Annotated in this window: 16 protein-coding genes; 10 read left to right on the forward strand and 6 right to left on the reverse strand. The window is 69.0% G+C overall.

Features of this window, described 5'->3' with window-relative positions; translation table 11 throughout:
* The coding region (locus tag F9K34_RS00740) for a transglycosylase domain-containing protein (RefSeq protein WP_291334553.1) at nucleotides 1-1,235 on the reverse strand (1,235 nt) is incomplete at its 3' end.
* Nucleotides 1,232-6,679 (reverse strand): alpha-2-macroglobulin family protein, encoded by a 5,448-nt coding sequence (locus tag F9K34_RS00745; protein WP_291334554.1) that lies wholly within the window; start codon nucleotides 6,677-6,679, stop codon nucleotides 1,232-1,234. The genes F9K34_RS00745 and F9K34_RS00740, both read right to left, overlap by 4 nt.
* Nucleotides 6,680-6,826: 147 nt before the next feature.
* Here F9K34_RS00745 and F9K34_RS00750 point away from each other — a divergent pair, with 147 nt between their 5' ends.
* On the forward strand, nucleotides 6,827-9,043 hold the full coding sequence (locus F9K34_RS00750; protein ID WP_291334555.1) for a response regulator: 2,217 nt from the start codon (nucleotides 6,827-6,829) through the stop codon (nucleotides 9,041-9,043).
* Nucleotides 9,044-9,049: 6 nt separating this feature from the next.
* On the opposite strand, the gene recQ is transcribed toward F9K34_RS00750, so the two are convergent.
* Together recQ and F9K34_RS00760 are read right to left on the reverse strand one after the other, a co-directional pair.
* Nucleotides 9,050-11,089, reverse strand: coding sequence for a DNA helicase RecQ (recQ, locus tag F9K34_RS00755; RefSeq protein WP_291334601.1), 2,040 nt, complete (start codon nucleotides 11,087-11,089; stop codon nucleotides 9,050-9,052).
* 59 nt (nucleotides 11,090-11,148) lie between these two features.
* Nucleotides 11,149-11,442 carry a YggT family protein gene (locus tag F9K34_RS00760; protein WP_291334556.1) on the reverse strand — a complete coding sequence of 98 codons (294 nt, stop codon included), beginning with the start codon at nucleotides 11,440-11,442 and terminating at the stop codon, nucleotides 11,149-11,151.
* Nucleotides 11,443-11,579: 137 nt separating this feature from the next.
* Here F9K34_RS00760 and F9K34_RS00765 point away from each other — a divergent pair, with 137 nt between their 5' ends.
* The 5 genes from F9K34_RS00765 to F9K34_RS00785 all read left to right on the forward strand — a co-directional run bounded on the left by F9K34_RS00765 (nucleotide 11,580) and on the right by F9K34_RS00785 (nucleotide 16,027).
* The gene (locus F9K34_RS00765) at nucleotides 11,580-12,110 is read left to right on the forward strand and encodes an acyl-CoA thioesterase (protein ID WP_291334602.1); all 531 of its coding nucleotides are present in this window, start codon (nucleotides 11,580-11,582) and stop codon (nucleotides 12,108-12,110) included.
* A gap of 73 nt (nucleotides 12,111-12,183) precedes the next feature.
* Entirely contained in the window at nucleotides 12,184-13,551 is a 1,368-nt protein-coding gene (locus F9K34_RS00770; RefSeq protein ID WP_291334557.1) for an MFS transporter, read from the forward strand.
* 12 nt (nucleotides 13,552-13,563) lie between these two features.
* Nucleotides 13,564-14,448 (forward strand): penicillin-insensitive murein endopeptidase, encoded by an 885-nt coding sequence (gene mepA, locus F9K34_RS00775; RefSeq protein ID WP_291334558.1) that lies wholly within the window; start codon nucleotides 13,564-13,566, stop codon nucleotides 14,446-14,448.
* Entirely contained in the window at nucleotides 14,445-15,311 is an 867-nt protein-coding gene (locus F9K34_RS00780; RefSeq protein WP_291334559.1) for an esterase-like activity of phytase family protein, read from the forward strand. Before mepA ends, F9K34_RS00780 begins: the two co-directional genes overlap by 4 nt.
* Before the next feature lie 92 nt (nucleotides 15,312-15,403).
* Nucleotides 15,404-16,027 carry a queuosine precursor transporter gene (locus F9K34_RS00785; RefSeq protein ID WP_291334560.1) on the forward strand — a complete coding sequence of 208 codons (624 nt, stop codon included), beginning with the start codon at nucleotides 15,404-15,406 and terminating at the stop codon, nucleotides 16,025-16,027.
* Nucleotides 16,028-16,281: 254 nt separating this feature from the next.
* On the opposite strand, the gene F9K34_RS00790 is transcribed toward F9K34_RS00785, so the two are convergent.
* Complete coding sequence (locus tag F9K34_RS00790) at nucleotides 16,282-17,427, reverse strand: lytic murein transglycosylase (RefSeq protein ID WP_291334561.1); 1,146 nt, start codon at nucleotides 17,425-17,427, stop codon at nucleotides 16,282-16,284.
* Nucleotides 17,428-17,607: 180 nt separating this feature from the next.
* Here F9K34_RS00790 and arfB point away from each other — a divergent pair, with 180 nt between their 5' ends.
* The gene (arfB, locus tag F9K34_RS00795) at nucleotides 17,608-18,030 is read left to right on the forward strand and encodes an alternative ribosome rescue aminoacyl-tRNA hydrolase ArfB (protein WP_291334562.1); all 423 of its coding nucleotides are present in this window, start codon (nucleotides 17,608-17,610) and stop codon (nucleotides 18,028-18,030) included.
* 240 nt (nucleotides 18,031-18,270) lie between these two features.
* The gene (locus F9K34_RS00800; protein ID WP_291334563.1) at nucleotides 18,271-19,680 is read left to right on the forward strand and encodes an oligosaccharide flippase family protein; all 1,410 of its coding nucleotides are present in this window, start codon (nucleotides 18,271-18,273) and stop codon (nucleotides 19,678-19,680) included.
* Between the two features lie 2 nt (nucleotides 19,681-19,682).
* Here F9K34_RS00800 and F9K34_RS00805 read toward each other — a convergent pair whose 3' ends face one another.
* Nucleotides 19,683-20,225: an acyltransferase gene (locus F9K34_RS00805; protein WP_291334564.1), complete on the reverse strand. Its 543-nt coding sequence runs from the start codon at nucleotides 20,223-20,225 to the stop codon at nucleotides 19,683-19,685.
* Between the two features lie 159 nt (nucleotides 20,226-20,384).
* Here F9K34_RS00805 and F9K34_RS00810 point away from each other — a divergent pair, with 159 nt between their 5' ends.
* Both F9K34_RS00810 and F9K34_RS00815 read left to right on the forward strand, forming a co-directional pair.
* Entirely contained in the window at nucleotides 20,385-21,401 is a 1,017-nt protein-coding gene (locus F9K34_RS00810; protein WP_291334565.1) for a glycosyltransferase, read from the forward strand.
* Entirely contained in the window at nucleotides 21,388-22,296 is a 909-nt protein-coding gene (locus F9K34_RS00815; protein WP_291334566.1) for an esterase-like activity of phytase family protein, read from the forward strand. Before F9K34_RS00810 ends, F9K34_RS00815 begins: the two co-directional genes overlap by 14 nt.
* The last annotated feature ends 34 nt before the right edge of the window (nucleotides 22,297-22,330 follow it).

The following is a 22,330-nucleotide window of genomic DNA, read 5'->3' on the forward strand; positions in this document are numbered from 1 at the left end:
GCGGCCAGGAGCCGTGCGGGCCCAAGAGCTTCGGTCAGGCTCACGACGGGGATGTTGAGCGACAACTGCAGCGCCTCGCGGGCCGTCACCGTGCCGCGGAAGCTGCGGTCGAAGTTCTGTGGCGCGTAGGGGCCGAAGGAAAGCGGCCGGTCCTCGATCAGTGTCTCGGGGTGGGCGAGACCATCGTCGAAGGCGAGCGCGTAGACGAAGGGTTTCAGCGTCGACCCCGGCGAGCGCAGCGCGCGCGTCATATCGACGAAGCCGGCGCGGACCGCGTCGGTCCAGTCGGGCGAGCCGACGGAGGCAAGAATCTCGCCCGTCCGGTGATCGGCGACGAGGATGGCGAGGGACGCGCGGGCGGGCGAACTGCGGGATGCGCGGGCGGCGAGCGCCTCGAGGCTGCGCTGGAGTACGGGGTCGATGGTGGTGGCGATGCGCCGTGCTGTCGGGTCTTCGCGGCGAAGGCGCTCGGCGAGGTGGGGGGCGAGCGCGGGAAAGGGCCGGCGGGCGGTCGGCACCGGTTCGGCGCGAAGGTCGCGGTCCCCGGGCAGGGCACCGGCTGCAGCCAGACGCGCGAGCACGCGGGCGCGCGCCGCCTTCGCCGCCTCGGCCGCGCGATCGGGCCGGCGACCTTCTGGTGATTGCGGAAGCGCCACCAGGAGCCCGCTTTCGGAGGGTGTCAGGCGGCGCGGTTCCTTGCCGAAGTAGGCGAGGCTCGCCGCGCGGATGCCTTCGAGGTTGCCGCCGTAGGGTGCAAGGCGCAGGTAGAGGCCAAGGATGTCGTCCTTCCCCAGCCGCCGTTCCAGCGCCAGCGCCACGCGGATCTGCCGGAGCTTGCCAGAAAGCCGACCGGTGCCGCTCTCCTCCAGCAGCCGTGCGACCTGCATTGTCAGGGTGGAGCCGCCCGAGACCACGCGCCCGTTCGCCGCTGCCTGCCAGCCGGCCCGGAGGAGGGCGAGCGGGTCCACGCCCGCATGGCGGTAGAAGCGCCGGTCCTCGTAGGCGACAAGCATGGCGAGGAATCCGGGATCCACTGCACCGGGTTCAAGCCGCCAGCGGCCGTCAGCCACGGTGAAGGCGCGCAGGAGGCTTCCGTCGCGCGCCGTGACCTCGACCCCGATGGCAACCGTCAGGGGCGGCAGCACCGTCCGGTCGATCCAGAGGTCTGCCGCGTCCCGCGCGAGGGCGGCCGCAAAGAGGCCCGCCGCGAGCGCGAAGGGCAGCAGCGGCCTCACTCGGTCACCGTGACACGCCCGACGGCCGTGCGCGCGCGGTAGTCGGGGCGGTACATGTCCTCGACGCTCGCGGCAGGGTGACGGAAGGTGCCGGGGGATATGGCGCGCAGGATATAGGCCAGCCGGAACGGTTCGGACGAGGTCCAGTCCACGGCGGCGAGGAACCTCTCCTGCCGGAACTCGCTCATGCGCGTCTCCGCCGTCTCTAGCCAGCCGAGCGCCGCGATGTCGCCCGCGCGAATGAGCGCGGGGTTATCGATCTCGAACCCCGCCGGAAGGGGATCGTTCACGATCAGCCGGGCCTCGCCCGTGGCGGTCGGCGTGACCTCGATCACTGCGACGAGGCGGGTGCCCTGCGGCACGCTGGCGATGTCGGCGGGCTCCCCTTCCATCGTGTAGTAGCTGCGGGCGATGGCATAGCCCTTGCCGCCGGCGGGCTCCGGTTCGGTCGGCACGCCGAAGGTGGTCAGGGTCAGCGTGGCCTCGCGCCCGGTGCCATTTGTGATCACCTGCGGCTCCCGCGCCTCGGCGTCGAGCACGCGGACGAGGGGTCCGGTGACGGGGGCGCCGCTGACGCTGAAGCCCTCGGCACCCGACCGGTCGATCAGCGCATGGGTGGCCATGAGCGCCCAGGTCGCCTCCTGCGTCGAGAGCCGCTGGCCGGCCATGGCCGAGGCGACGGAGTTGCCGAGCGTCTCGGGGTCGATCGTGGCCGATCCGGCCTCGGTCGCAAGTGCGAGAAGGGCGGTGGCATCGCGCAGGTTACTGCCGTAGTCGGCCCGCCAGACATGGGCCTCCTCCAGGCCGCGCGCCGCGAGTATCCGCGCGGCTAGGGCGAACATCGCATCCGCCCGCCGCTGGTCGCCGTAGGCAGCGAGAGCCGCGCCGAGCTGGGCGGCGGCGATGGGCGTGTTGAAGGCTTCGGCCTTCACATCGGCGTAGTAGCGCAGATCGCCGATGGCAGCCGCCCCCTCGCGGGCCAGGACCATGAGCGCATAGGCATAGGGCCCGCCGCCTTCGTCGAAGTCGGGCGCGTAGTTGACCTGATTCCGGAGGTTGTCGAGCGCGTTGCGGAACGCCGTGTCCGGCACCGCATAGCCCTGCGCCCGCGCGCGGCTCAGGAAGTCGGTGACATAGGCGTCGAGCCAGAGGTCGCCCGCCTCGGGATACCAGAGCCCGAAGGCGCCGTTCGGGGACTGGTTGAGGAGGATTTCGGCAATCGTCTCCTCGACCCGCTTGCGCACGTCGCTGCCGCCGGCGGCCCCCATCGCGGTTGCCACCTGATCGAAGTAGAGAAGCGGCAGGGCCTTCGAGGTGAGCTGTTCCGTGCAGCCGTAGGGATAGGCGTCGAGCGCGGCCAGAAGCCCGGGCGCGTCGAACCGCGCGAGCGGTCCGGCGGCAAGCGTCGCGCGGCCCGAGCCGGGCAGGAGGCCGGCGAAGGCGTTCTCGTCGAGTGTGAAGCGGGCGCCGGCGGCGAGCTCGAACCGGTTTTGGCGGGCGATCTCGGGATCGTTGGCCTGGACCGGGATCGCCAGCGTCTTCAAGAGTTGCCTGCCGTCGGGCGTGGTCAGCGCCACGCGCACCGTCGCCATGCCCTCGGCATCCGGGGCAGTGAGCGGCACGGCAAGTTCCGCCTTGCCCCTCTCGGCCAGATCGAGGCCCGAGGGCGCATCGCCGACCGTCACGCCGTCTCCCGTCACGTCGAGGCCCATGCGGCCTGCCGGACCTGTGGCGTGGACGATCTCAAGAAGCACGCGCGCGGTGTCGCCGGGGGCGAGGAACCGCGGGACGGACGCTGTCACGACCACCGGATCGCGGACGAGTACATCCGCCTCGGCTTGTCCTACGGCGGTCTTCGACCAGGCCACCGCCATCAGCCGCACCGTTCCGTTGAAGCTCGGCAGCTGGAATTCGGTCCGCGCATAGCCGTCGGTGCCGATCGTGAGCGGGCCGGAGAAAAAGGCCACGAGTTCCTCGGTGGGTGGCGGGGCCTGCATCTTGAGCCCTGTCCCCGCATCGCCGCCCGAGCGCACCGAGCCGGGCGCGCCGTTGCGACCGTCGATAAGCCGTCCGTAGATGTCGCGGATCGCGACGCCGAGCTTGCGCTGGCCGAAGTAATGGCCCTCCGGGTCCGGGGACTTGAACGCGGTCAGGTTGAGGATGCCGAGATCGACGGCGGCGATGGTTGCGAAGACCTCATCGCCGGCGGCAGCGCCTTCGACCCTGAGCGCGACGGGCAGCGGTCCGCGGGGCTCCGCCTCCGCCGCGACCTCGAAAGCCGCGCGCAGCTTCCGGGCGCCGGGATCCACGGCAGCGTAGGAAAGGCCAAGCGCGCGGGCAGGCGCGCGGCCGGCCTCCGCGGCAAGGGGCCGGACCACCGAGACGGTGACATAGGCGCCCGCGCCCCAGTCGTCCGTCACCGGCAGGTCCACGAGGTTCTCGCCCGCCTTGACCGGCACTGCCTTCATGTCGATGAGCCGGTTCGACAGCACCGTGACCAGCGCCACGCCATCCGTGCGCGGCTCGACCCTGACCTTTGCCGTGTCGCCGGGGCGGTAGGCCTCCTTGTCGAGCGCGACGGTGAGCGTATCGGGCGTTTCCGAGGAATCGGCGGGGACGTACCAGCCGGCGTAGAATTCCATGGAGGAGGCCGCGTAGGCGCCGTCCGTCGCCTCCACCACGATCTCGTGGTTGCCCCAGTCCACCGGTGCGGAAACCGTGACCGGCCCCTCTGCCGTCAGGGTCGCGTTGCCCTCGGCCACGCGGCTTCGGGTTGTCGTAACCTCCCAGTTCCACTGGCCGTAGAGCGAATACCATTGGTAGTTCGTCTCGATGCGGTTGATCGTCCAGTGAACGTTCCGCGCCGCTGGCTTCTCGTCCGGTCCCACGGCGACCAGCGCGAACTCGGCCTGCGCGCCCTGCGGGACGGTGTTTTCCGCGAAGGCGGGCCTGATGCCGATAACCGGCATGTCGGGCAGAATGCGTCGGGTCACGTCGCGCTCCACCGGGCGGCCGGAGCCTTCCTTCAGCCTGAGCGCGATGCGTGCCTCGAGCGGGCGGTTGGCTGCCTCGCCAAGGTCGGGGAAGGCGACAGGCACCTCGGCATGGCCGTCCGCGTCGGTTTCTGTCAGATCGTAGAGGCTGTCGCGGAAGGGCGAGAAGGGGTCGTCGTGCTTGCCGAAGACGTATCCCGGATAGGCGTCGAGCGCGGTGAGCGCCGATATCCGCAGGTCGCCCTCCATCGCCAGCCCGGCGCCGGGGGCGCCGAAGAGGTAGCGCGCTTCGACGGCCAGCGTGGGCGTATCGGACAGGCGCAGCGCGCCCTCCGGCAGGGCAAGGGTGAAGTCGATGCGCTCGGGCAGGAAATCCTCGACGAGGAATGTCTGCGCGGCGAGGATCGTGCCGTCCGCGACGAAGCTCTCGATCCGCCATGTGCCGCGCGGTGCATTGCCGGCCAGGGGCAGCGCGGCGGTGAAGCCGCCCGCACCCGCCGGCGGCAGAAGCAGGCGCGAATACTCCACTCCGTCGGGCCGGACCAGCCGCGCGGTCATCGGCAGCCCGTCCAGCGCGGCCATCTGCGCGTCGCGGGCGAGCACCGTCGCGTGCACCGTCTCGCCCGCGCGGTAGGCGCCGCGGTCGGTTGACAGGAAGACGTCGATCGGCGGCGCTGCCTCGCGTCCCGCGACACCCCGGTCGGAAAGGTCGAACTCCGCCTCCGAGAGCGAGAGGAAGGCCATGTCTTCGCCCTTCTCGACGGTCACCAGCGCCGGTTCGGCCCCGCCCGATCCGGCGATGAGGCCTGCGGGAAAGACGGCATGGCCCCCCGCGTCGGTTGTGGCGGTGCCGATGACCGCGTTCGCGTGATTCACCAGCGTCACCGTCACGGCCTCGACCGCAAGCGCGTCCGCAAGACCGCGCACGAAGACATGGAGCCCGTCGACACCAGCCATCGCGGTGAGTCCGAGGTCCGAGATCACGAACCACTGGGTCGCCGGCGGATTGTCGTAGGGATCGCGGCCGGGGACGGTCGCCTGAAGTGCATAGATGCCGGGGCCGGCCTCGCTCAGCGCGTCGTCGAGCGGCAGGAGCGTGGTGACGTCGCGGTTCACCTCCATGCCCACCTCGCCGGTGCCGATCCACACCTGTTCGGTGATGTCGGTCTTCAGGCTTTCCGATGACCAGTAGTCGAGCGGACGCCCGAAGTAGTCGCCCTGCATCGCGCGGATCAGGTTCCGGTCCGAAAGGCGAAGCAGCGTCAGGTCGAGCGCGGTGGCGTTCACGGTCACGACCGGGATCCCGGCCGAGCCGACGCGCGGCAGCACATAGGCGCGGCCCGGGAAGCTGACGGCCGGGGAACGGTCGCGGACATACTGGGTGACGGTGACATCCCGGCCGAGCTCCTCGCCCGAGGCGGACGGAAGCCCCTCGCGGAACGTGACGGCATAGCGGGAGCCGTGCTTCAGGCCGCCGACGCAGATCTGGTTCGCCTGCGGCTCCACCGTGAGGCCCGCCTCCGGCAGTTTGACGAAGGAGGAATAGTCGGTGCCGGCTTTCACCAATTCCTCGGTAAAGGTCGCGCAGATGCGCGGTGAGACGCTGTCGCTTTCCACCCGGGTCTCGGTGATGCGGAAGCCGTACTTGCCGATGGCGTCGTCGAGCAGCGCCGCCGTCTCGTCGCGCGGCTGGAGCGATTGCGCGAGCCGCAGCGCCGGGATCATGTCGCGGCCGCGGCCCAAGGTCTCGAAGGCGTGCGCGAGCGTGACGAGCGCATTGGTGCGGAGGGCCGCGGGGCCGGCGCGCAGATAGGCGTTGATCGCTCCGGCAGCGGAGCGATGGGCGTAGCCTTCCCGCACCGCGCTGTCCTGTGCCGGAATGTCGAGAAGTGCCGCCGCATAGTCGAGCCATAGGCCGGCGTCGTCGGAAAGGGTGACTGCGGCGCCGGTCAGGCGCATCGCGCCGTCAAGATCGCCTCCGGCGCGCGCGGCTGCGGCGGCGGCAAGTAGATCGCCTTCGGCCGCCTCCCCCGCGATGTGTTCCGCCCCAAGCCCGCGTGCCTGGGCGAGCGCGGCGTCGAAATCCTCAGTCCGCAGGAACGAGAGTTCTGCCGCGCGGAGCCGCGCGCCTGCCAGCGCCGCCGGATCCGTTGCGACGATCCGGCCCGAGACAGCGCCCTGGTAGGGTGTGGGCGTGCCGCCGACCGACTTCGGGAAGCAGGCGCTGGAGCGGCGGTTGTAGGTGAAGGCCCGGCAGGCGGTATCGGCAAGGCAGGTCGCCTCGCAGGTCTCGAAGCCCACGTCGAAGAGCGGCACGAGATCGCCGCCGGGGAAATCCACGCCTTCGGCCATCACCGCGCGGCGCTCGGGCAGGTAGTCCCGCTCCTGCGCCTGGGTGGCGTTTCCAAGGGAAAGACCCGCCACGAGGGCGGCCAGGGTCAAGCGGCGCATCGAAATCTCCCGGGGGGCTGGTAATGGCCGGATGCTGACACGGGCAGGCTTTGCTTGGCAAGCCGAGGCGACATCGCGCGGCAGGCTTAAACCTTCATTCACGGCGGTCCGGCATGGTTCCGCAGGTGCGCGAGGGAGAGGGTCGACGTGGCGGAGCCGATCGTGAGCATTTCCGAAAGGCTGGCGCGGGAGCGGCGCGCGCGGCTCGCCGCGGAACGCCTGCTGGAGCAGAAGAAGCGCGAGCTTTTCGCGGCGAACACCCAGCTTTCGCGCCATGCCCGCGCGCTGTCCGACCAGATCGTTGTCCAGCGCCAGGAGGCAGAATCGCTCAAGGGCCGCACCGTGCAGGTCCTCCACGACCTGGAGCGGGTGACGTCGCAGGCGGAACTGGCGGAGCGCCGGCTGTGGGAGGCGATCGAGACGATCGAGGACGGGTTCGCCGTGTTCGACGGCGAGGCGCGGCTGGTTAGCGCCAACCAGGCGTATCTCGGGCTGTTCGGCGCGGGCGGCGTCCGGCTCGGCGACACCTATTTCCGGGTGCTGGAGGTACTCTCGAAGCGCGTCGCCGACCTGCAGGGCGAGGATGCTCAGGACTGGCGACACGAGATGACGGAGCGCCTCGCCCGAGACGTGATCGAGCCGAAGGTCGTCTGCCTCGCCGACGGGCGTCATATCCGCTTCCACGACCGGCGCGGAGAGGTGGGCGATCTGGTGTCCATCGCGCGGGACATCACCGCGGCGATGGAGCGCGAGGCCGAGCTCGAGGAGGCGCGGGCGAAGGCCGAGGCCGCCAGCCGCGCCAAATCGGCCTTTCTCGCCAACATGAGCCACGAGATCCGCACCCCGATGAACGGTGTCGTCGGCATGGCGGAACTCTTGTGCGAAACGGCCCTGACCGAGGAGCAAAGACTCTTCGCCGAGACAATCCGCTCCTCGGGAGAGGCGCTGCTGGTCATCATCAACGACGTGCTCGACTACTCCAAGATCGAGGCGGAGAAGCTGCGGCTCTACCCCGAGCCTTTCGATCTGGAGCGCTGCCTGCACGAGGTAATACTGCTCCTCCAGCCGCTCGCGCGGGAAAAGGGGCTGAGGCTCGTTGTCGATTTCGACATCTTCCTGCCCACACGCTTCGTGGCCGACCCCGGGCGGATGCGGCAGATCCTGACGAACCTGATCGGCAACGCCGTGAAGTTCACGCCGGCCGGCCACGTGCTTGCCCGCGTCGTCGGGCTCGAGCTTGCCGGCGGGGATTACGAGCTACACGTCACGGTGGAGGATACCGGCATCGGCATCGCGCCCGACCAGATCGACCACATCTTCGGCGAGTTCAATCAGGTGGAGGACCAGTCGAACCGCAAGTTCGAGGGAACCGGCCTTGGCCTTGCGATCACGCGGCAACTCATCGGCCTGATGGGCGGCACCATCTGGGTGGAGAGCGAGGTCGGACGCGGCTCGTGCTTCGGCTTCAGTCTCGTGCTCCCACCGGGCGAGCACACGGCGACGGGGACGGGGCCCGATCGGCCGGTCCTCCTGAAGCGCGCGCTTGTCGTCGACGAGATCGTGATCAATCGGGTGATCCTGCAGCGCCAGCTCGAAACCTACGGGCTTGCGGTCACGAGTTGCCGCAACGCGCCCGAGGCGCTGGCTGCGCTTGCGGCGCAGGGGCCGTTCGACGTGATCCTGATCGATCAGGCGATGCCCGAGAACGACGGGCCGAACCCTGCCGCCTCGCTGCGGGCGGCAGGGGCCGCGGCGCCGATCCTGCTGCTGTCATCGGAACCGGATTCCGTGGGCGGCAGTCGCGGCGACGTGGCCGCGGTGCTGCCGAAACCGATCCTGCGCAGCCAGCTTCTGCGGGTGCTGCAGGATCTCTCCTACCCCATGACCGAACTGCCCGCGCCGGCGGAGCCATCCGCGCCCGAGACCGTTTTCGCCGGACGGCAGATGCGCGTGCTCGCGGCCGAGGACAATCGCACAAACCAGCTCGTTTTCCGCAAGATGGTCGGGGACTGCGACGTGGAACTCCGGTTCGCCAGCAACGGCCGCGAGGCCGTGGACCTGTGGCGGAGCTTCCGGCCCGATCTCGTCTTCATGGACATTTCCATGCCCGAGATGGATGGCCGCGAGGCCGCGCGGGCGATCCGGGCGGCGGAGGTCTCTGGCGGCCTGCCACGGGTTCCGATCGTCGCGCTGACCGCCCATGCCATGGATGCCGACCGCGTGTCGATCCTCGAGGCCGGGATCGACCACTGCCTGACGAAACCATTGAAGAAGGCCGAGATCGTGGCGAAGATCGCCGCCTTCTGCCCCCTTGGCGCGCGCCCGCCGGGGCCTGGCGCCCCGCCGGACGCCGTGCCGGGCTGATGCGGCTCAACCGTCGGCGAGGATGTCGAGGAAGGCCACGCCGAACCTGTCGAGCTTCTGGCTGCCCATGCCGCCGATGCGGTCAAGCTCGGCCAGCGTCGCGGGCCGCGTCTCGGCGATGCGGCGCAGCATGGCGTGGGTGCAGCTGAGGTATTTCCCCGTGCCGTCCTCGCCCCGCGCCAGATCGGCCTGCGCCGCCATCAGCCGGTCGAAGAGCGTGCCCGCCGCGCGGCCCGCAAGCCTGAGCCGCGCCGGATGGATCCGCGCGGCTTCGCCCGCGATCACCTCCAAGAAGGCGGCGCCGTAGCTTTCGAGCTTCTTCGCGCCCACGCCGGAGATGTGTGCCATGTCGTCGAGCGTCCGCGGCCGCCGCTCCGCCATCTCGATCAGCGTCCGGTCGGTGAAGATGACATAGGCCGGCAGACGCGCGGCCTCGGCCAGGGCCCGCCGTTTCGCCTTGAGCGCCGACAGTAGCGGCGCGTCCTCCTCCGAGACCAGCGCCTTCACCACCGGCTTCGCCGCCGCGCGGATCGTGTCACGGCGGAGCGTGATCGCGGCCTCGCCGCGCAGGATCGGGCGCGCCGCCTCTGTCATCCGGAAGGCGCCGTGGCGCTCGGGGTCGGGGCGGATCAGGTCATGGCCCATCATCTGCCGGAAGATCGCCTGCCATTCCGTCTTCGGCAGGTCACGGCCGACGCCGAAGGTGGGCAGGACGTCGTGGCCGCGCTCGCCGACCTTCCCGGTCACGGTGCCGGTGAGTACGTCGATGAGGTGCCCCGCGCCGAAGCTCTCGCCGGTGCGCAGGATCGCCGACAGCGCCTTGCGCACCGCCTCGGTTCCGTCGAAAAGTTCGGGCGGCCTGTCGCAGAGATCACAATTGCCGCAGGGCTCCGCCGCTTCGCCGAAATAGGCGAGAAGTCGCTGCCGGCGGCAGCCCGTGGCCTCCGCGAGCCCGAGCAGCGCATTCAGCCGCGCGTGATCGGCGGCCTTGCGATCGGCAGGCGCAAGCCCCTCGTCGATCTGGGCACGGCGGAAACGGATGTCGTCGGGGCCGTAGAGCGTCAGCGTCTCGGCCGCAGCACCGTCGCGGCCGGCGCGGCCGATTTCCTGGTAATAGGCCTCGATCGACTTCGGCAGGTCGGCGTGGGCCACCCAGCGGATGTCGGGCTTGTCGATCCCCATGCCGAAGGCGACGGTGGCCACCACGATCAGCCCGTCCTCCTGCTGGAACCGGGCCTCAACCTCGCGGCGCGCCTCGGCCTCCATCCCTGCATGATAGGCGCAGGCCGGGTGCCCGGCCTCGGCCAGGGCCCGGGCCAGCGTCTCGGTCTTGGCGCGGGTGCCGCAGTAGACGATGCCGGACTGGCCCTTGCGCGCGGCGGCGAAGGCAAGGATTTGGTGCCGCGGCTGTTCTTTCGCCTGGAAGGCGAGGTGGATGTTCGGCCGGTCGAAACCCCGCAGGAAGGTCGCAGGGGTCTGGCCATCGAAGAGCCGCGCGACGATCTCGGCCCGCGTCTCTTCGTCCGCCGTCGCGGTGAAGGCCGCAAGCGGCACACCGAGGGCGCGTTTCAGGTCTCCGATGCGCAGATAGTCGGGGCGGAAGTCGTGGCCCCACTGGCTGACGCAATGCGCCTCGTCCACTGCGATGAGGCGGGTGCCGATGCGCCGGAGAAGGCTCAGTGTCCCGCCCGAGGCGAGCCTTTCGGGCGCCATGTAGAGGAGTCTCAGCCGGCCTTCGTCGAGGGCTGCGAAGACATCCTCAGTCTCCTCGTCGGTATTGCCCGAGGTCAGCGCGCCCGCATCGACCCCGGCCTCGCGCAGCGCGCGGACCTGGTCGCGCATCAGCGCGATGAGGGGCGAGATGACGACGGTCACGCCGCCGCCCATGAGCGCGGGCAGCTGGAAGCAGAGCGACTTGCCGCCGCCCGTCGGCATGATGGCGAGCGTGTCTTGCCCCGCCGCCACGGCGGCGACGATCTCGGCCTGGCCTGGCCGGAAGGCGGAAAATCCGAAGACGGAGGAAAGGAGTTCCTCGGCGCGGGTCATCATGGGGTGGGCTGCTCTTTTTGCGCCACCGTGTCACAGCGTCCCGGCAGGGACAAGGCTCAGTAGCCGTAGAAGAAGCCGGCGTTGTTGATCAGCACGCGCTGCAGGATGATCAGGACGACGAACGCCACCAGGGGCGCGAGATCGAGGCCCGGCGTCTGCGGCAGGACGCGGCGGATCGGCGCGTAGATCGGCTCCAGCAGCCGGGAAAGGCCGTACCAGATCTGCGCGACCATCGGCTGGCGGATGTTCAGGACCTGGAAGTTCAGGAGCCACGACATGATTATATGCGCGATCATGATGAACCAGACCACGTTCAGTATGATCATGAGTGCCTGAAAGAGCGAAGTCATCAAAGTCCCCGGCTGTTTTGTTCGCTCACAGGTAAGTCGCGGGCGGTGCCGGTGCAATGGCGTAACGCAACGTTCCCTGTTGACGGTGCGCGCCCGCTCCGCCACGCGTTGCCCCGGGGCCGGACGAGAGGTTGGCGATGTATCCCTTCCTGCGCATGGGCAAGGAAATCTGGACGAACCGCAACGCCCCGCCGCTCGGCCTGACCGAGGCGCATGTCTCGCACCACATCTGCTGGCCCTGGGATCTCGACTTCTGGTTCGAGCTGAACAACGGCCGGACGCTGACGCTCTACGACCTCGGCCGGGTACCGATGGCGATGCGGACCGGACTTCTGCGGCACATGAAGGCGAACCGCTGGGGCATCACCGTCGCCGGCAACACGCTGCGCTACCGCCGCAGGGTGCGCGCCTTCGACCGGCTCGAGATGGTAAGCCGCTGCATCGGGTGGGACGCGCGCTTCTTCTACATGGAGCAGAGCATGTGGCGTGGCGGCGAATGCACCAGCCACATGCTCCTGCGCTCCGCCGTCACGTCACGGGCGGGGATCGTGCCGCCGGCCGAGGTTCTCGCCGCGATGGGTCATCTGGCGGAAGGCCCGACGCTGCCGGACTGGGTCACGGCGTGGATCGCGGCAGACGGCGAACGTCCCTGGCCGCCCGAGCGCTGAGCGGCCCCGCCGCAGCCCTTGCGTGGCGGGGTCTTTTCGGGCTTCATCGCCCGCAACGCGAGGGGCAGGGCACATGACCGTATCGGCGAGGAAGCGCATTTGGGGCTGGTGGTTCTTCGACTGGGCGAGCCAGCCCTACAACACGCTCCTTCTCACCTTCAGCTTCGGTCCCTACTTCGCCGAGGTCGCCCGCGCGCATTTCGCCGCCCAGGGCCTCGACGCCGAGGCCGCGAAGGCGGCATCCCAGGCCTACTGGACGGCGACGCAGACGGTGACGGGCATCTTCATCGCCGTTCTCGCGCCGATTCTTGGCGTCATCGCGGACGGGCGCGGCCGGAAGATGCCCTGGATCTGGGCCTTTTCGGCCATGTACGTCCTCGGCGCCTTCGTGCTCTGGTGGACGGTGCCCGGCATGTCCACGCTCTTCTGGGCGGCCTTCTGGTTCGGCTTCGGCTTCATCGGGATGGAGCTTGCGACCAACTTCACCAACGCGCTGATGCCGACGCTCGCCCCGCACGACGAGATCGGCAAGGTGTCGGGGACGGGATTTGCCTTCGGCTATCTCGGCGGCGTTCTGGCGCTCTTCATCTTCCTCCTGTTCTTCGCCGAGAACGCCGAGACCGGAAAGACCCTGATCGGGCTTCCGCCCGCCTTCGGGCTCGATCCGGCGACGCGCGAAGGAACGCGGTCGGTCGGGCCGTTCACCGCGCTCTGGTATGTCGTCTTCATGGTGCCGTTCTTCCTCTGGGTCCGGGAGCCCGCCGCCGCCGCCGGCAAGAGCTTCGGCGCGGCGCTGTCGGGGCTCGGCCGCGCGGTCGGCGGTCTGAAGGACCGGCCGAGCCTTCTCGTCTTCCTCGTCGCCTCGATGTTCTACCGTGACGCGCTGAACGCGACCTATGCGCTGGGCGGAGCCTTCGCCTCGAACGTGATGGGCTGGACGGTGATCCAGAGCGGCGTCTTCGGCATCGTCGCGGCGATCGCCGCGACCTTCGCCTCCTGGGCCGGGGGCAAGCTCGATTCCTCTGTCGGCCCGAAGCCGGTGATCCTGCTCGCGATCGTCGTCCTCACCGCGACCATCGTCGTGATGATGAACCTGACGCCGACGAGCTTCTTCGGCCACGTCCTGGGCGAGGGGTCGCCGCTGCCGGACATGATCTTCTACGGCTGCGGCGTGATGATCGGTGCGGCAGGCGGCGTCGCCCAGGCCGCAAGCCGGACGCTCATGGTCTTTCACACCAGCGAACACGACGCGGCCAGCGATTTCGGCTTCTACGGGCTTTCCGGCAAGGCGACGGCGTTCCTTGCGCCCGCGCTGATCACCATTGCCACCCTGGCCACCGGAAGCGCCCGGCTCGGTATCGCGCCGCTCGTGGGGCTTTTCCTGGTCGGGCTTGTCCTTATGATGTGGGTGAAACCCCTGGGCGAACGTCCCGTAAGATGATCGGTCCGTGACATGATTGCACGCCTGATACTTCTCTGCCTTCTTGCCTTGCCGTCCGTTGCCTCGGCATCGCCGCTCGCCAAGGATCTCTTCGGGGCGCAGCGGGCAGGCTCGCAGCAGAAGCCGCAGGCGATCGGCGACTACGCGAAGGGCTGCGGAGCGGGACTGGTGCAGCTTCCCGAAACCGGCCCGACCTGGCAGGCGATGCGGCTCTCGCGGGGGCGCAACTGGGGGCACCCGGAGCTGGTGCGGTTCCTGATCGACCTTTCCGGTGCGGCGCGGCAGCTCGGCTGGACGGGGCTCTACATCGGCGACATGAGCCAGCCGCGCGGAGGGCCGATGACGAGCGGTCATGCGAGCCACCAGATCGGGCTCGATGCCGACGTCTGGATGTTGCCGCCCGCGCGCCTCAACCTCACGCGCGCCGAACGGGAAAGCCTGAGCTCGGTCTCGGTCCGGACCGAGGACCAGAAGCGTGTCACCGGCAACTGGACGCGCGCGCATCACCTCCTTCTCAAGGCGGCGGCCACGGACCCTCGGGTGGACCGGATTTTTGTCGCGGCGGCGGCGAAGATCGAGATGTGCAAGACGGCGAAACCCTCCGACAAGGCGTGGCTTCAGAAGATCCGCCCCCTTTACGGGCACAACACGCATTTCCATGTCCGTCTGAAATGCCCTGGCGGGTCGCAGCACTGTCGGCGGCAGACCCCCTCGGTGGCGGAATTGTCGAAAGGCGGCGACGGGTGCGACGAGACACTGACATGGTGGGTGACGACCTATCTCGACGAGTTGAGGAATCCGCCGAAAAAGCCGAAGGGTCCACGCAAGAAAGGCCCGCGCGAGTTCACCATGGCCGATCTGCCGCGGCAATGCGCCGGGGTCTTGGCGGCGGATTGACACTCGCGGTCCTGGGCGCCCTCGTCGCCACCCCGCCGCCGACGCCGCCGCTGGCCGAAGTCACCGGCACCTACGTCTGGCGGCACCATGCCCCGCGCTTCGGCGGCCTCTCCGCGATCGAGCTAGAACCCGACGCGCTCGGCTTCATCGTCGTTTCGGATTCGGCGGCCTTCTTCTCCGGCCGGTTCACCCGGGGCGCGGACGGCGAAGTCGTCGGCGCGACCGTGGGCGAAGCGGTTCTCCCGGTCTCGTGGCATGGGACGCCTTTGCAGGACTGGATGGACGATGCCGAAGGCCTTGCCTTCGCGCCGGACGGCGGAATCTACGTTTCCTACGAGTCCTGGGACCGGATTGTGCACTACGGACCCGGTGGTCGGGGATGGAAGGACGAGGCGGGGCCCGATGAATTCGCGGCGTTCCCGGCGAACCAGGGCATCGAGGCGCTGGCCGTCGACGCCGCGGGCCGGGTGCTCGCGATTCCCGAGGTGCCGCCGCATGGCGGCGACACGCCCGTCTATCGCGTGTCGGGAAAGAAGGCGCGGGTGATCTTCACGCTCCGCCACGACCGGGACTGGTCATCGACGGGCGCGGACATTGGCCCGGACGGCCGGCTCTATCTTCTTGAACGCGGATTCTGGCCGTTCCTCGGGTTCGCGTCCCGGGTGCGGCGCATCACGCTCGACCACGACCGGGTGGCGGCCGATGTGGTGATATGGCAGAGCGAGCCCGGCCATCACGACAACCTCGAAGGGATCGCCGCCTGGCAGGACGCAGCGGGGGGGCTCAGGCTCACGATGGTTTCCGACGACAACTTCCTGCCAGTGCAGAAGACCGAGATCGTCGATCTGCGGATGACGGAGTGACTTGACCGGCAGACGCCGGGCGCGTAGAGGCCGCCCGTCCCGGCGCGATTGCCGGGGCCAAGTCTCCGCGACCTTGTCAAAACGGAACCGACATGACCCGCAGCCTGATCCCCGGCATCCTTGCCATGGCCGCCATCGTTGTAGCCTCGAACATCCTCGTGCAGTTCCTCTTCGGCCAGTGGCTGACCTGGGGTGCCTTCTCCTACCCCTTCGCGTTCCTCGTGACCGACCTCACGAACCGCTTCCAGGGCCCTTCTGCCGCGCGCAAGGTGGTGGTCGCGGGGTTCCTCGTGGGTCTGGCCTGCTCGCTCGTCGGCACCCAGATCATGGGCGAGTTCGGCCCGCTCGTGACCCTGCGCATCGCGGCCGGGTCCGGGGCGGCCTTCCTCGTCGCCCAGCTCATGGACGTGCATGTGTTCAACCGCCTGCGCACGGGAAGCTGGTGGCGCGCGCCCCTTGTCTCCACGCTGGTGGGCTCCACGCTCGATACCGCGATCTTCTTCACCACCGCCTTCTCGGCGACCCTCGCCTTCCTCGAACCCGCCAATGACGTGTCCTGGGCGGGGGAGGTGATGCCGCTTCTTGGCGGGGGTCCGGCCGCCCCGCTCTGGGTCTCGCTCGCCGTCGCCGACTGGCTCGTCAAGCTGTCGCTCGCGATCCTGGCACTGGTGCCATTCCGCGTAATTGTTACAAGGGTGACAGAAAAAGTTGCGTGAAAATGTTTGACAGACACAAAATCTGTGGCAGCCTGTGGATAACGGCAACCCAGAGAAAGGAGGTGATCCAGTGTCTAGAGTGATATTGGAGAGAGGTGTCGGGACAGTCAGGGGGGCCGTGGCCTGAGGGCAACCCCGAGGGTTAAGAACCCTGACTGGGCCTAGTCGATCTTCGACACCCTAACTGGCCCATCTCCGTAGATCTCGGAGGGCCGTTCCCACCCGGAACGGCCCTTTCCATTCCGGGGCACCGGTCAGCCGAGGCTGCGCAGCAGCGCGAGCGACGGCTCTCCGGTGACCGGCAGGCGGCGGCTCGCCTGCCAGGCCCTGATCGCGTCCCGGGTCCTCGCGCCGATGACCCCGTCGGCGCCGCCCGTATCATAGCCGAGCGCCGTCAAACGTTGCTGCAGAGCGATGCGGTCGGCCTTTGTCATGCCGTTCGCGTCGGGTGGGAAGCTCGCCCGCAGGGGGCCCGCGCCGCCGATGCGATCCGCCAGGAGGCCCACGCCGAGCGCATAGGAATCGGAGTTGTTGTAGCGCTTGATGGCGCCGAAGTTGCCGGTGACCGAGAAGACCGGGCCCCCGGCCTGTGGCTGGATCGCGCTGCCCGCCGGCGCTCCGGCGCCGGCCTCGCCGCCCCAGCGCTGGCCGCGGCGCCAGCCGCTCTGGGCCAGATAGTTGGCGGTGGAGGCGAGCGCGTCGGTCGGATCGTCGGACCAGATGTCTCGCCGCCCGTCACCGGTGAAGTCGACCGCGTGGGCGAGGTAGGTGGTGGGGATGAACTGCGTGTGCCCCATCGCGCCGGCCCAGCTGCCGGTCATGCTGGCGGGCGTGGTGTCGCCGTTCTGAAGGATCTTCAGCGCCGCGACGAGCTGGCTTTCGAAGAACGCGCCGCGCCGCCCGTCATAGGCCAGCGTCGAGGTGGCGGAGATCACCGGGACATCGCCGCGGCGCTCGCCATAGTAGCTTTCGAGGCCCCAGATCGCCGCGATGATCGTGGCGTCCACGCCGAAGCGCGCCTCCAGCGCCGACAGGGTCGCGCGGTGCGCGGCGAAGGCGGCGCGACCCTTGGCCACCCGCTCGTCCGACACCGCGATCGAAAGATAGTCCTCGAGACTGCGCTTGAACTCGGTCTGGTTGCGGTCGCGGGTAACCACGCCGGGCAGGTAGCCCGCGCCACGGAAGGCCGAGGCGACGGTCGCGTCGTTCAGTCCGTACTGCCCCGCCCGGCCGCGGAACGCTGCGACCCAGGCGTCATAGCCCGGATTGGCGACCGGGCGCAGGTCCTCCGCGAGCGTCGCGGGACCGCTGCTCGCAAGGCGCGTGGCGCCGGGTGTTGCGCAGGCGGCAAGGCCCGTCAGGGCCAGCCCGAGTCCGAAGGTTCGTCTGGAAATCATCATGATGCTGCTCTGGCCCTTGCCTCGTTCTTCTTTGCACCATGGTACCCTATCGGCGACGGGGCGCAATTCGCGCCGGGAATTTCGCGTCGCGCGGGCGCGCGGTCGCCGATCGCGCTTCGGGACTTGCGGCGCCCGACCGAACACCCCAACCTGCGCACGCCCCCACCGCCAGGCAGCGCCATGCTCCGGATCACCGACACCATAGCCATCGCCGACTGGGAGGTCACCGAGACCTTCTCGCGCGCCTCGGGACCCGGCGGGCAGAACGTGAACAAGGTCTCGACCGCGGTGGAACTCCGGTTCGAGGCGGACCGCAGCCCGCACCTGTCTCCGGCCGTCAAGGCGCGGCTGAAGCGGCTCGCGGGGCGACGCTGGACGCTCGACGGCGCCATCGTGATCCGCGCCGAGGAAACACGGAGCCAGGCCCGCAACCGCGAGATCGCGCGAGAACGTCTGGCGGAGATCATCCGTGCCGCGCTCGTGGCTCCGAAGCGGCGCATCGCCACGAAGCCGACGGCGGGCAGCGAACGGCGGCGCCTGAAGGCGAAGGCCCTGCGCGGCGAGGTGAAGAGCCTGCGGGGGAAGATCGGCGAGGAAGAGTAGCGCGGACTGGCCGGATCGCGCGCCAAAGTTCCGAATCTGGAAACAGTGCGGGCCTTCGAGACGCCACCGTCGGCATTTTCGGCGGCCGCCTGGCGCTCCGAAAGCACCAAGGACCGGATTGCCGCGCGCAAATCTCGCAAATCGCCGCCGCTGCCGCGCCGCGCGCGAAGTCGAGGCTTGCGCAACGAACCGAACCGCCCGAAAAGACCACGCAAGCGGTCATCGTCCAGACGGGCACAGATGCTGAGAAAAGCCTTCATGCTCGTGTCGGGCAACGCCTTCGGCTCGGCGCTGCTTCTGGTCCGAAACCTCATCATCGCGCGGCTCGTCAGCCCCGAGGATTACGGCATCGCGTCCACCTTCGCCGTGGCCATGTCCATCGTCGAGATGCTGTCCTATCTCGGGCTGAACCAGATGATCGTGGTGGACCGCGACGGCGACGACCCGGCGGTGCAGAAGGCGATGCAGGGCTTCCAGCTTCTGCGCGGGGTCCTGTCGAGCCTCATTCTCTTCGCTATCGCCGTGCCATACGCCCGCTTTCTTGGCGTCGAGCACGTGGCTTGGGCCTATCAGGTGATCGCCTTCATCCCGCTCGTGAACGGCCTGCAGCACTTCGACATGCACCGGCTGAAGCGGCACATGAATTTCCGGCCCTGGATCGTCACGCAGGCCATCCCGCCGCTCGTCTCGGTGCTGGCGATCTGGCCGCTGGCCTATCTCTACGGCGACTACCGGATCATGCTGGTGTCCCTCTTCATCCAGGCCGGGTCCATGGTAGCGCTGTCGCACGTGATGGCCGAGCGTCGCTATGCGCTCGGTTTCGACTTCGCCCTGATCCGCCGCGCCACGGTCTTCGGCTGGCCGCTTCTTCTCAACGGTGTCCTGCTCTTCGGCGTCTTCAACGGAGAACGCCTGATCGTGGGCCGCGAACTCGGGATGAGCCAGCTCGCCGTCTTCTCGATGGCGATCACGCTCACGCTCACGCCCACGCTTGTCCTCGCGGGGGCGACGCAGTCGCTGTTCCTGCCGGCGCTGTCGGGCGCGCGCGAGCGCGTCGAGTCCTTCCGCTGGCTCGGCACCGCGTCGGTCGAAGCGGGGCTTGCCATCGGGGTCGCGCTCATCCTCGGCGTCGTGCTTATGGGCGGTCCGGTGATCCATCTCCTCCTCGGGGCGAAGTATGCCGCAATCCTCGACATTCTTGTGCCGATGACGGTGATGCAGGCGGTAAGGGTAGCCAAGACCGGAGGGTCCACCGTCGCCCTGGCGAAGGAGCGTTCCGGCAACGCGGCGGCGGCGAACGTGATCCGGGTGCTTTCGCTGCCGATCTCGTGGTATGCCGTGACCCATACCGGCGACGTGCTGACGGTGATCTACATCGCCATGGTGGCCGAGGTGGCGGGCTATCTCGTGTCGATCTGGTTGGCGGCGAAGCGGACGGGGCTTCTGCTCGGGCCGCTCGTCCTGCCGTCGCTTCTCTCGGCGCTGGCCGGGGCGGCGGCGCTGATGGATGCGCACTATTACCCCCCGCGTCCCGGGCTTGTCGACCATCTCGACTGGACGCGCTGGTTCGTGGCCTTCTTCTGCCTCGCCGCGCTCTTCTCCATGTCGGCGCTGCGGGGCTACCTATGGCGCCGGTTCCTGCGGCGCTGAGGTCAGGCGCGCATCTTCAAGACGCGGGCCGGCACGCCGGCCGCGATCGCGCCGGCCGGCACGTCGTGGGTGACGACCGCGCCTGCGCCGATCACCGCTCCGTCGCCGATGGTCACGCCCGCCGTCACGATCGCCCGCGCGCCGATCCAGCAGTCCGCGCCGATGATGATGTCGCGCTCGATCATCGCCTGATCGGTGATGCGCGTTCCGGCGGCCAGCCCGTAGTCGGCGGCGGTCACGAAGCACTCCGGTCCGAAGGTCGTGCGCGCGCCCACCCGGATGCGGCTCTGTGTCTTGCCGGCCCAGAGCGATGTGCGCGACCCGACCTGCACCTGATCGCCCAGTTCGATCCGCTCTGCGTGGGCGAAGGAGACGTTGGGCGCGATGCGCACGTCCCGGCCGAGGGTGAGCTTGCGGCGCTCCTTCACGTGGCTGTAGCCGTAGTAATGCATGAGCCGGAAGGGATGGATGAAGACGCCCGGATCGAGGAAGGAGCGCGCGGCCCGCATGAGGCGGGACAGGAGCGAGCGTTTCGCGACGGCCATCGGACTCTCCTCTGCGATCTTGCGCGAAGATTAGGCAGCGGCGTGATCCAAGGCAATTCGCGGCGGCGCGGCATCGGGCAGCTTCTGGCGCGAACTCCGCCCAATTGCTACCACAGTCCGGCGTTATCCACGCCCGCTAAACAGTAAGGTCGCGTACTGATGGTTATGGAGTCCCCCCCGATCGGCGTCGTCGTCGTGGCTTTCAATTCGGCCGACGTGATCCTCGGCTGCGTCGAAAGCCTCCTGGCGCAGGACGGCGGGGCGCCGGCGGTGATCGTGGTGGACAATGCCTCCACCGACGACACGGTCGGGGTATTGCGCGACTGGGCGTCACGGACGGGCGCCGACCTGCGGGAGTTCGCGGCCACCGACAGGCCGTCGCGCGACACCGCAGGGAGAGTCACGCTCGTCCACTCCGGCGCGAACCGCGGCTTCGCCGGGGGCGTGAACGTCGGCCTGGCCATTCTGGCCGCGATGCCCGCGGTCAAGCATTTCTGGGTGCTCAACCCCGATGCCTTCGCCGACGCGGGCGCGTGCAGGGCCATCCTGCGTCAGGCCGCGAAGACGCCCGGCTACGCGCTGATGGGAGGGCGTGTCTGCTATGCCGAGCCGCCGCACCGGGTGCAGATCGACGGCGGCCTCGTCAGCCTCTGGACCGGCGTCTCCGGCAACGTCAACCTCGGCCGCCCGGTTGCCGAGGCGGCCTTGCCGAAGGGCGAGGATCTCGATTTCATCACCGGCGCCAGCATGGTCGCCTCGCGCGGGTTCTACGAAGCCGTCGGGCCGATGCGGGAGGATTACTTCCTGTACTACGAGGAGGCGGACTGGGCGCTCCGCCGTGGCGCGATGCCGCTCGTCGTTGCCGAGGGGCTGGTCGTCTATCACCACGCCGGGACCTCGATCGGCTCGCCCACACTGGAGCGGCTCGCCTCGCCCTTCTCGTTCTGGTTCAAGTATCGCAGCCGGATGCTCTTCGTCCGCCGCTTCAATCCCATCGGCCTGCCGGTGGCGATGGCCTACGCGACGGTGAAGGCGATGCAGCTTCTGGTGAAGGGTGCGGTGCCGCAGGCGGGTGCCCTGCTTCGCGCGGTCTGGGGGCTCGGCGCGCCGCGGTCGGTGCGCGAAAAGCTTTCCCCCGAGGCGCAAAGGATCGCGTTCGGCCGTGCGGATCGCTGAGTACCTCCTCCGCGCCGCCCCGCTGGTTGCGGGGATCGCAGCCGGCGCTGCCGGTGCGGCAGAACTCATGCCGATCAGCCAGTACACCTGGCGCGAGAGCGACGACGCCTTCGGAGGCTTTTCCGGCCTCGTCACGGCGCCGGACGGAAGCACGTTCTACGCGGTGACCGATCAGGGGGAGCTTTACCGCGCCGAGGTCGTGAGGGATGCCGGCCGGCGGATTGCCGAGATCCGCACCCTCTGGCACGGGCGGCTTCTCGACAACTTTGGCAAGCCGGTCGAGGGCTTCACCGCCGATGCCGAGGCACTCGCGCCGGCGCAGGACGGCGGCCTCTATGTCGCTTACGAGAGCTACGCGCGTGTGACCGGTCTGCACCCGCCGGACCTCCATCCGGCGCCGCTCCACGATTTCGATCGGTTCCACGACCTCTGGAACAACGAAAGCTTCGAAGGTCTCGCCGAACGGCCCGAGGGCGGGCTGATCGTCGTGAGCGAAACCGCACGGGCGGGAACGGGCGGATATCCTACCTTCCTCGGCGACGGCGCGGGGCATGAGATGACCTGGCGGCCGGGCCCGGCAGTGCCGGCCGGGGACGGCGGGTTCGACGTTTCCGATGCGGCCTTCGGACCGGACGGGCGGTTCTACCTCCTGGAACGGCGGGTCTCGCTCGGCGGCTTCGCAAGCCGCATCCGTCGGTTCGACTACCGCAACGGCGCCTTTGGCGTGGCCGATACGCTTTTCGAGACCGCGCCGGGCACACTCGACAACATGGAAGGGATGAGCCTTTGGACCGACGCCCAGGGTCGAACCGTCATCAGCCTGATCTCGGACGACAATTTCCTGTTTCTCCAGAACACGGTCATTGCCGAGTATGAACTGAGGGAAGCGCCATGATTGTTTCGGCGATCGGGTATTTCTGCCGGCTCGC

Origin of the sequence: Albidovulum sp. (assembly GCF_008933605.1) — a bacterium.
In the GTDB taxonomy this organism is placed as follows: Bacteria; Pseudomonadota; Alphaproteobacteria; order Rhodobacterales; family Rhodobacteraceae; genus Albidovulum.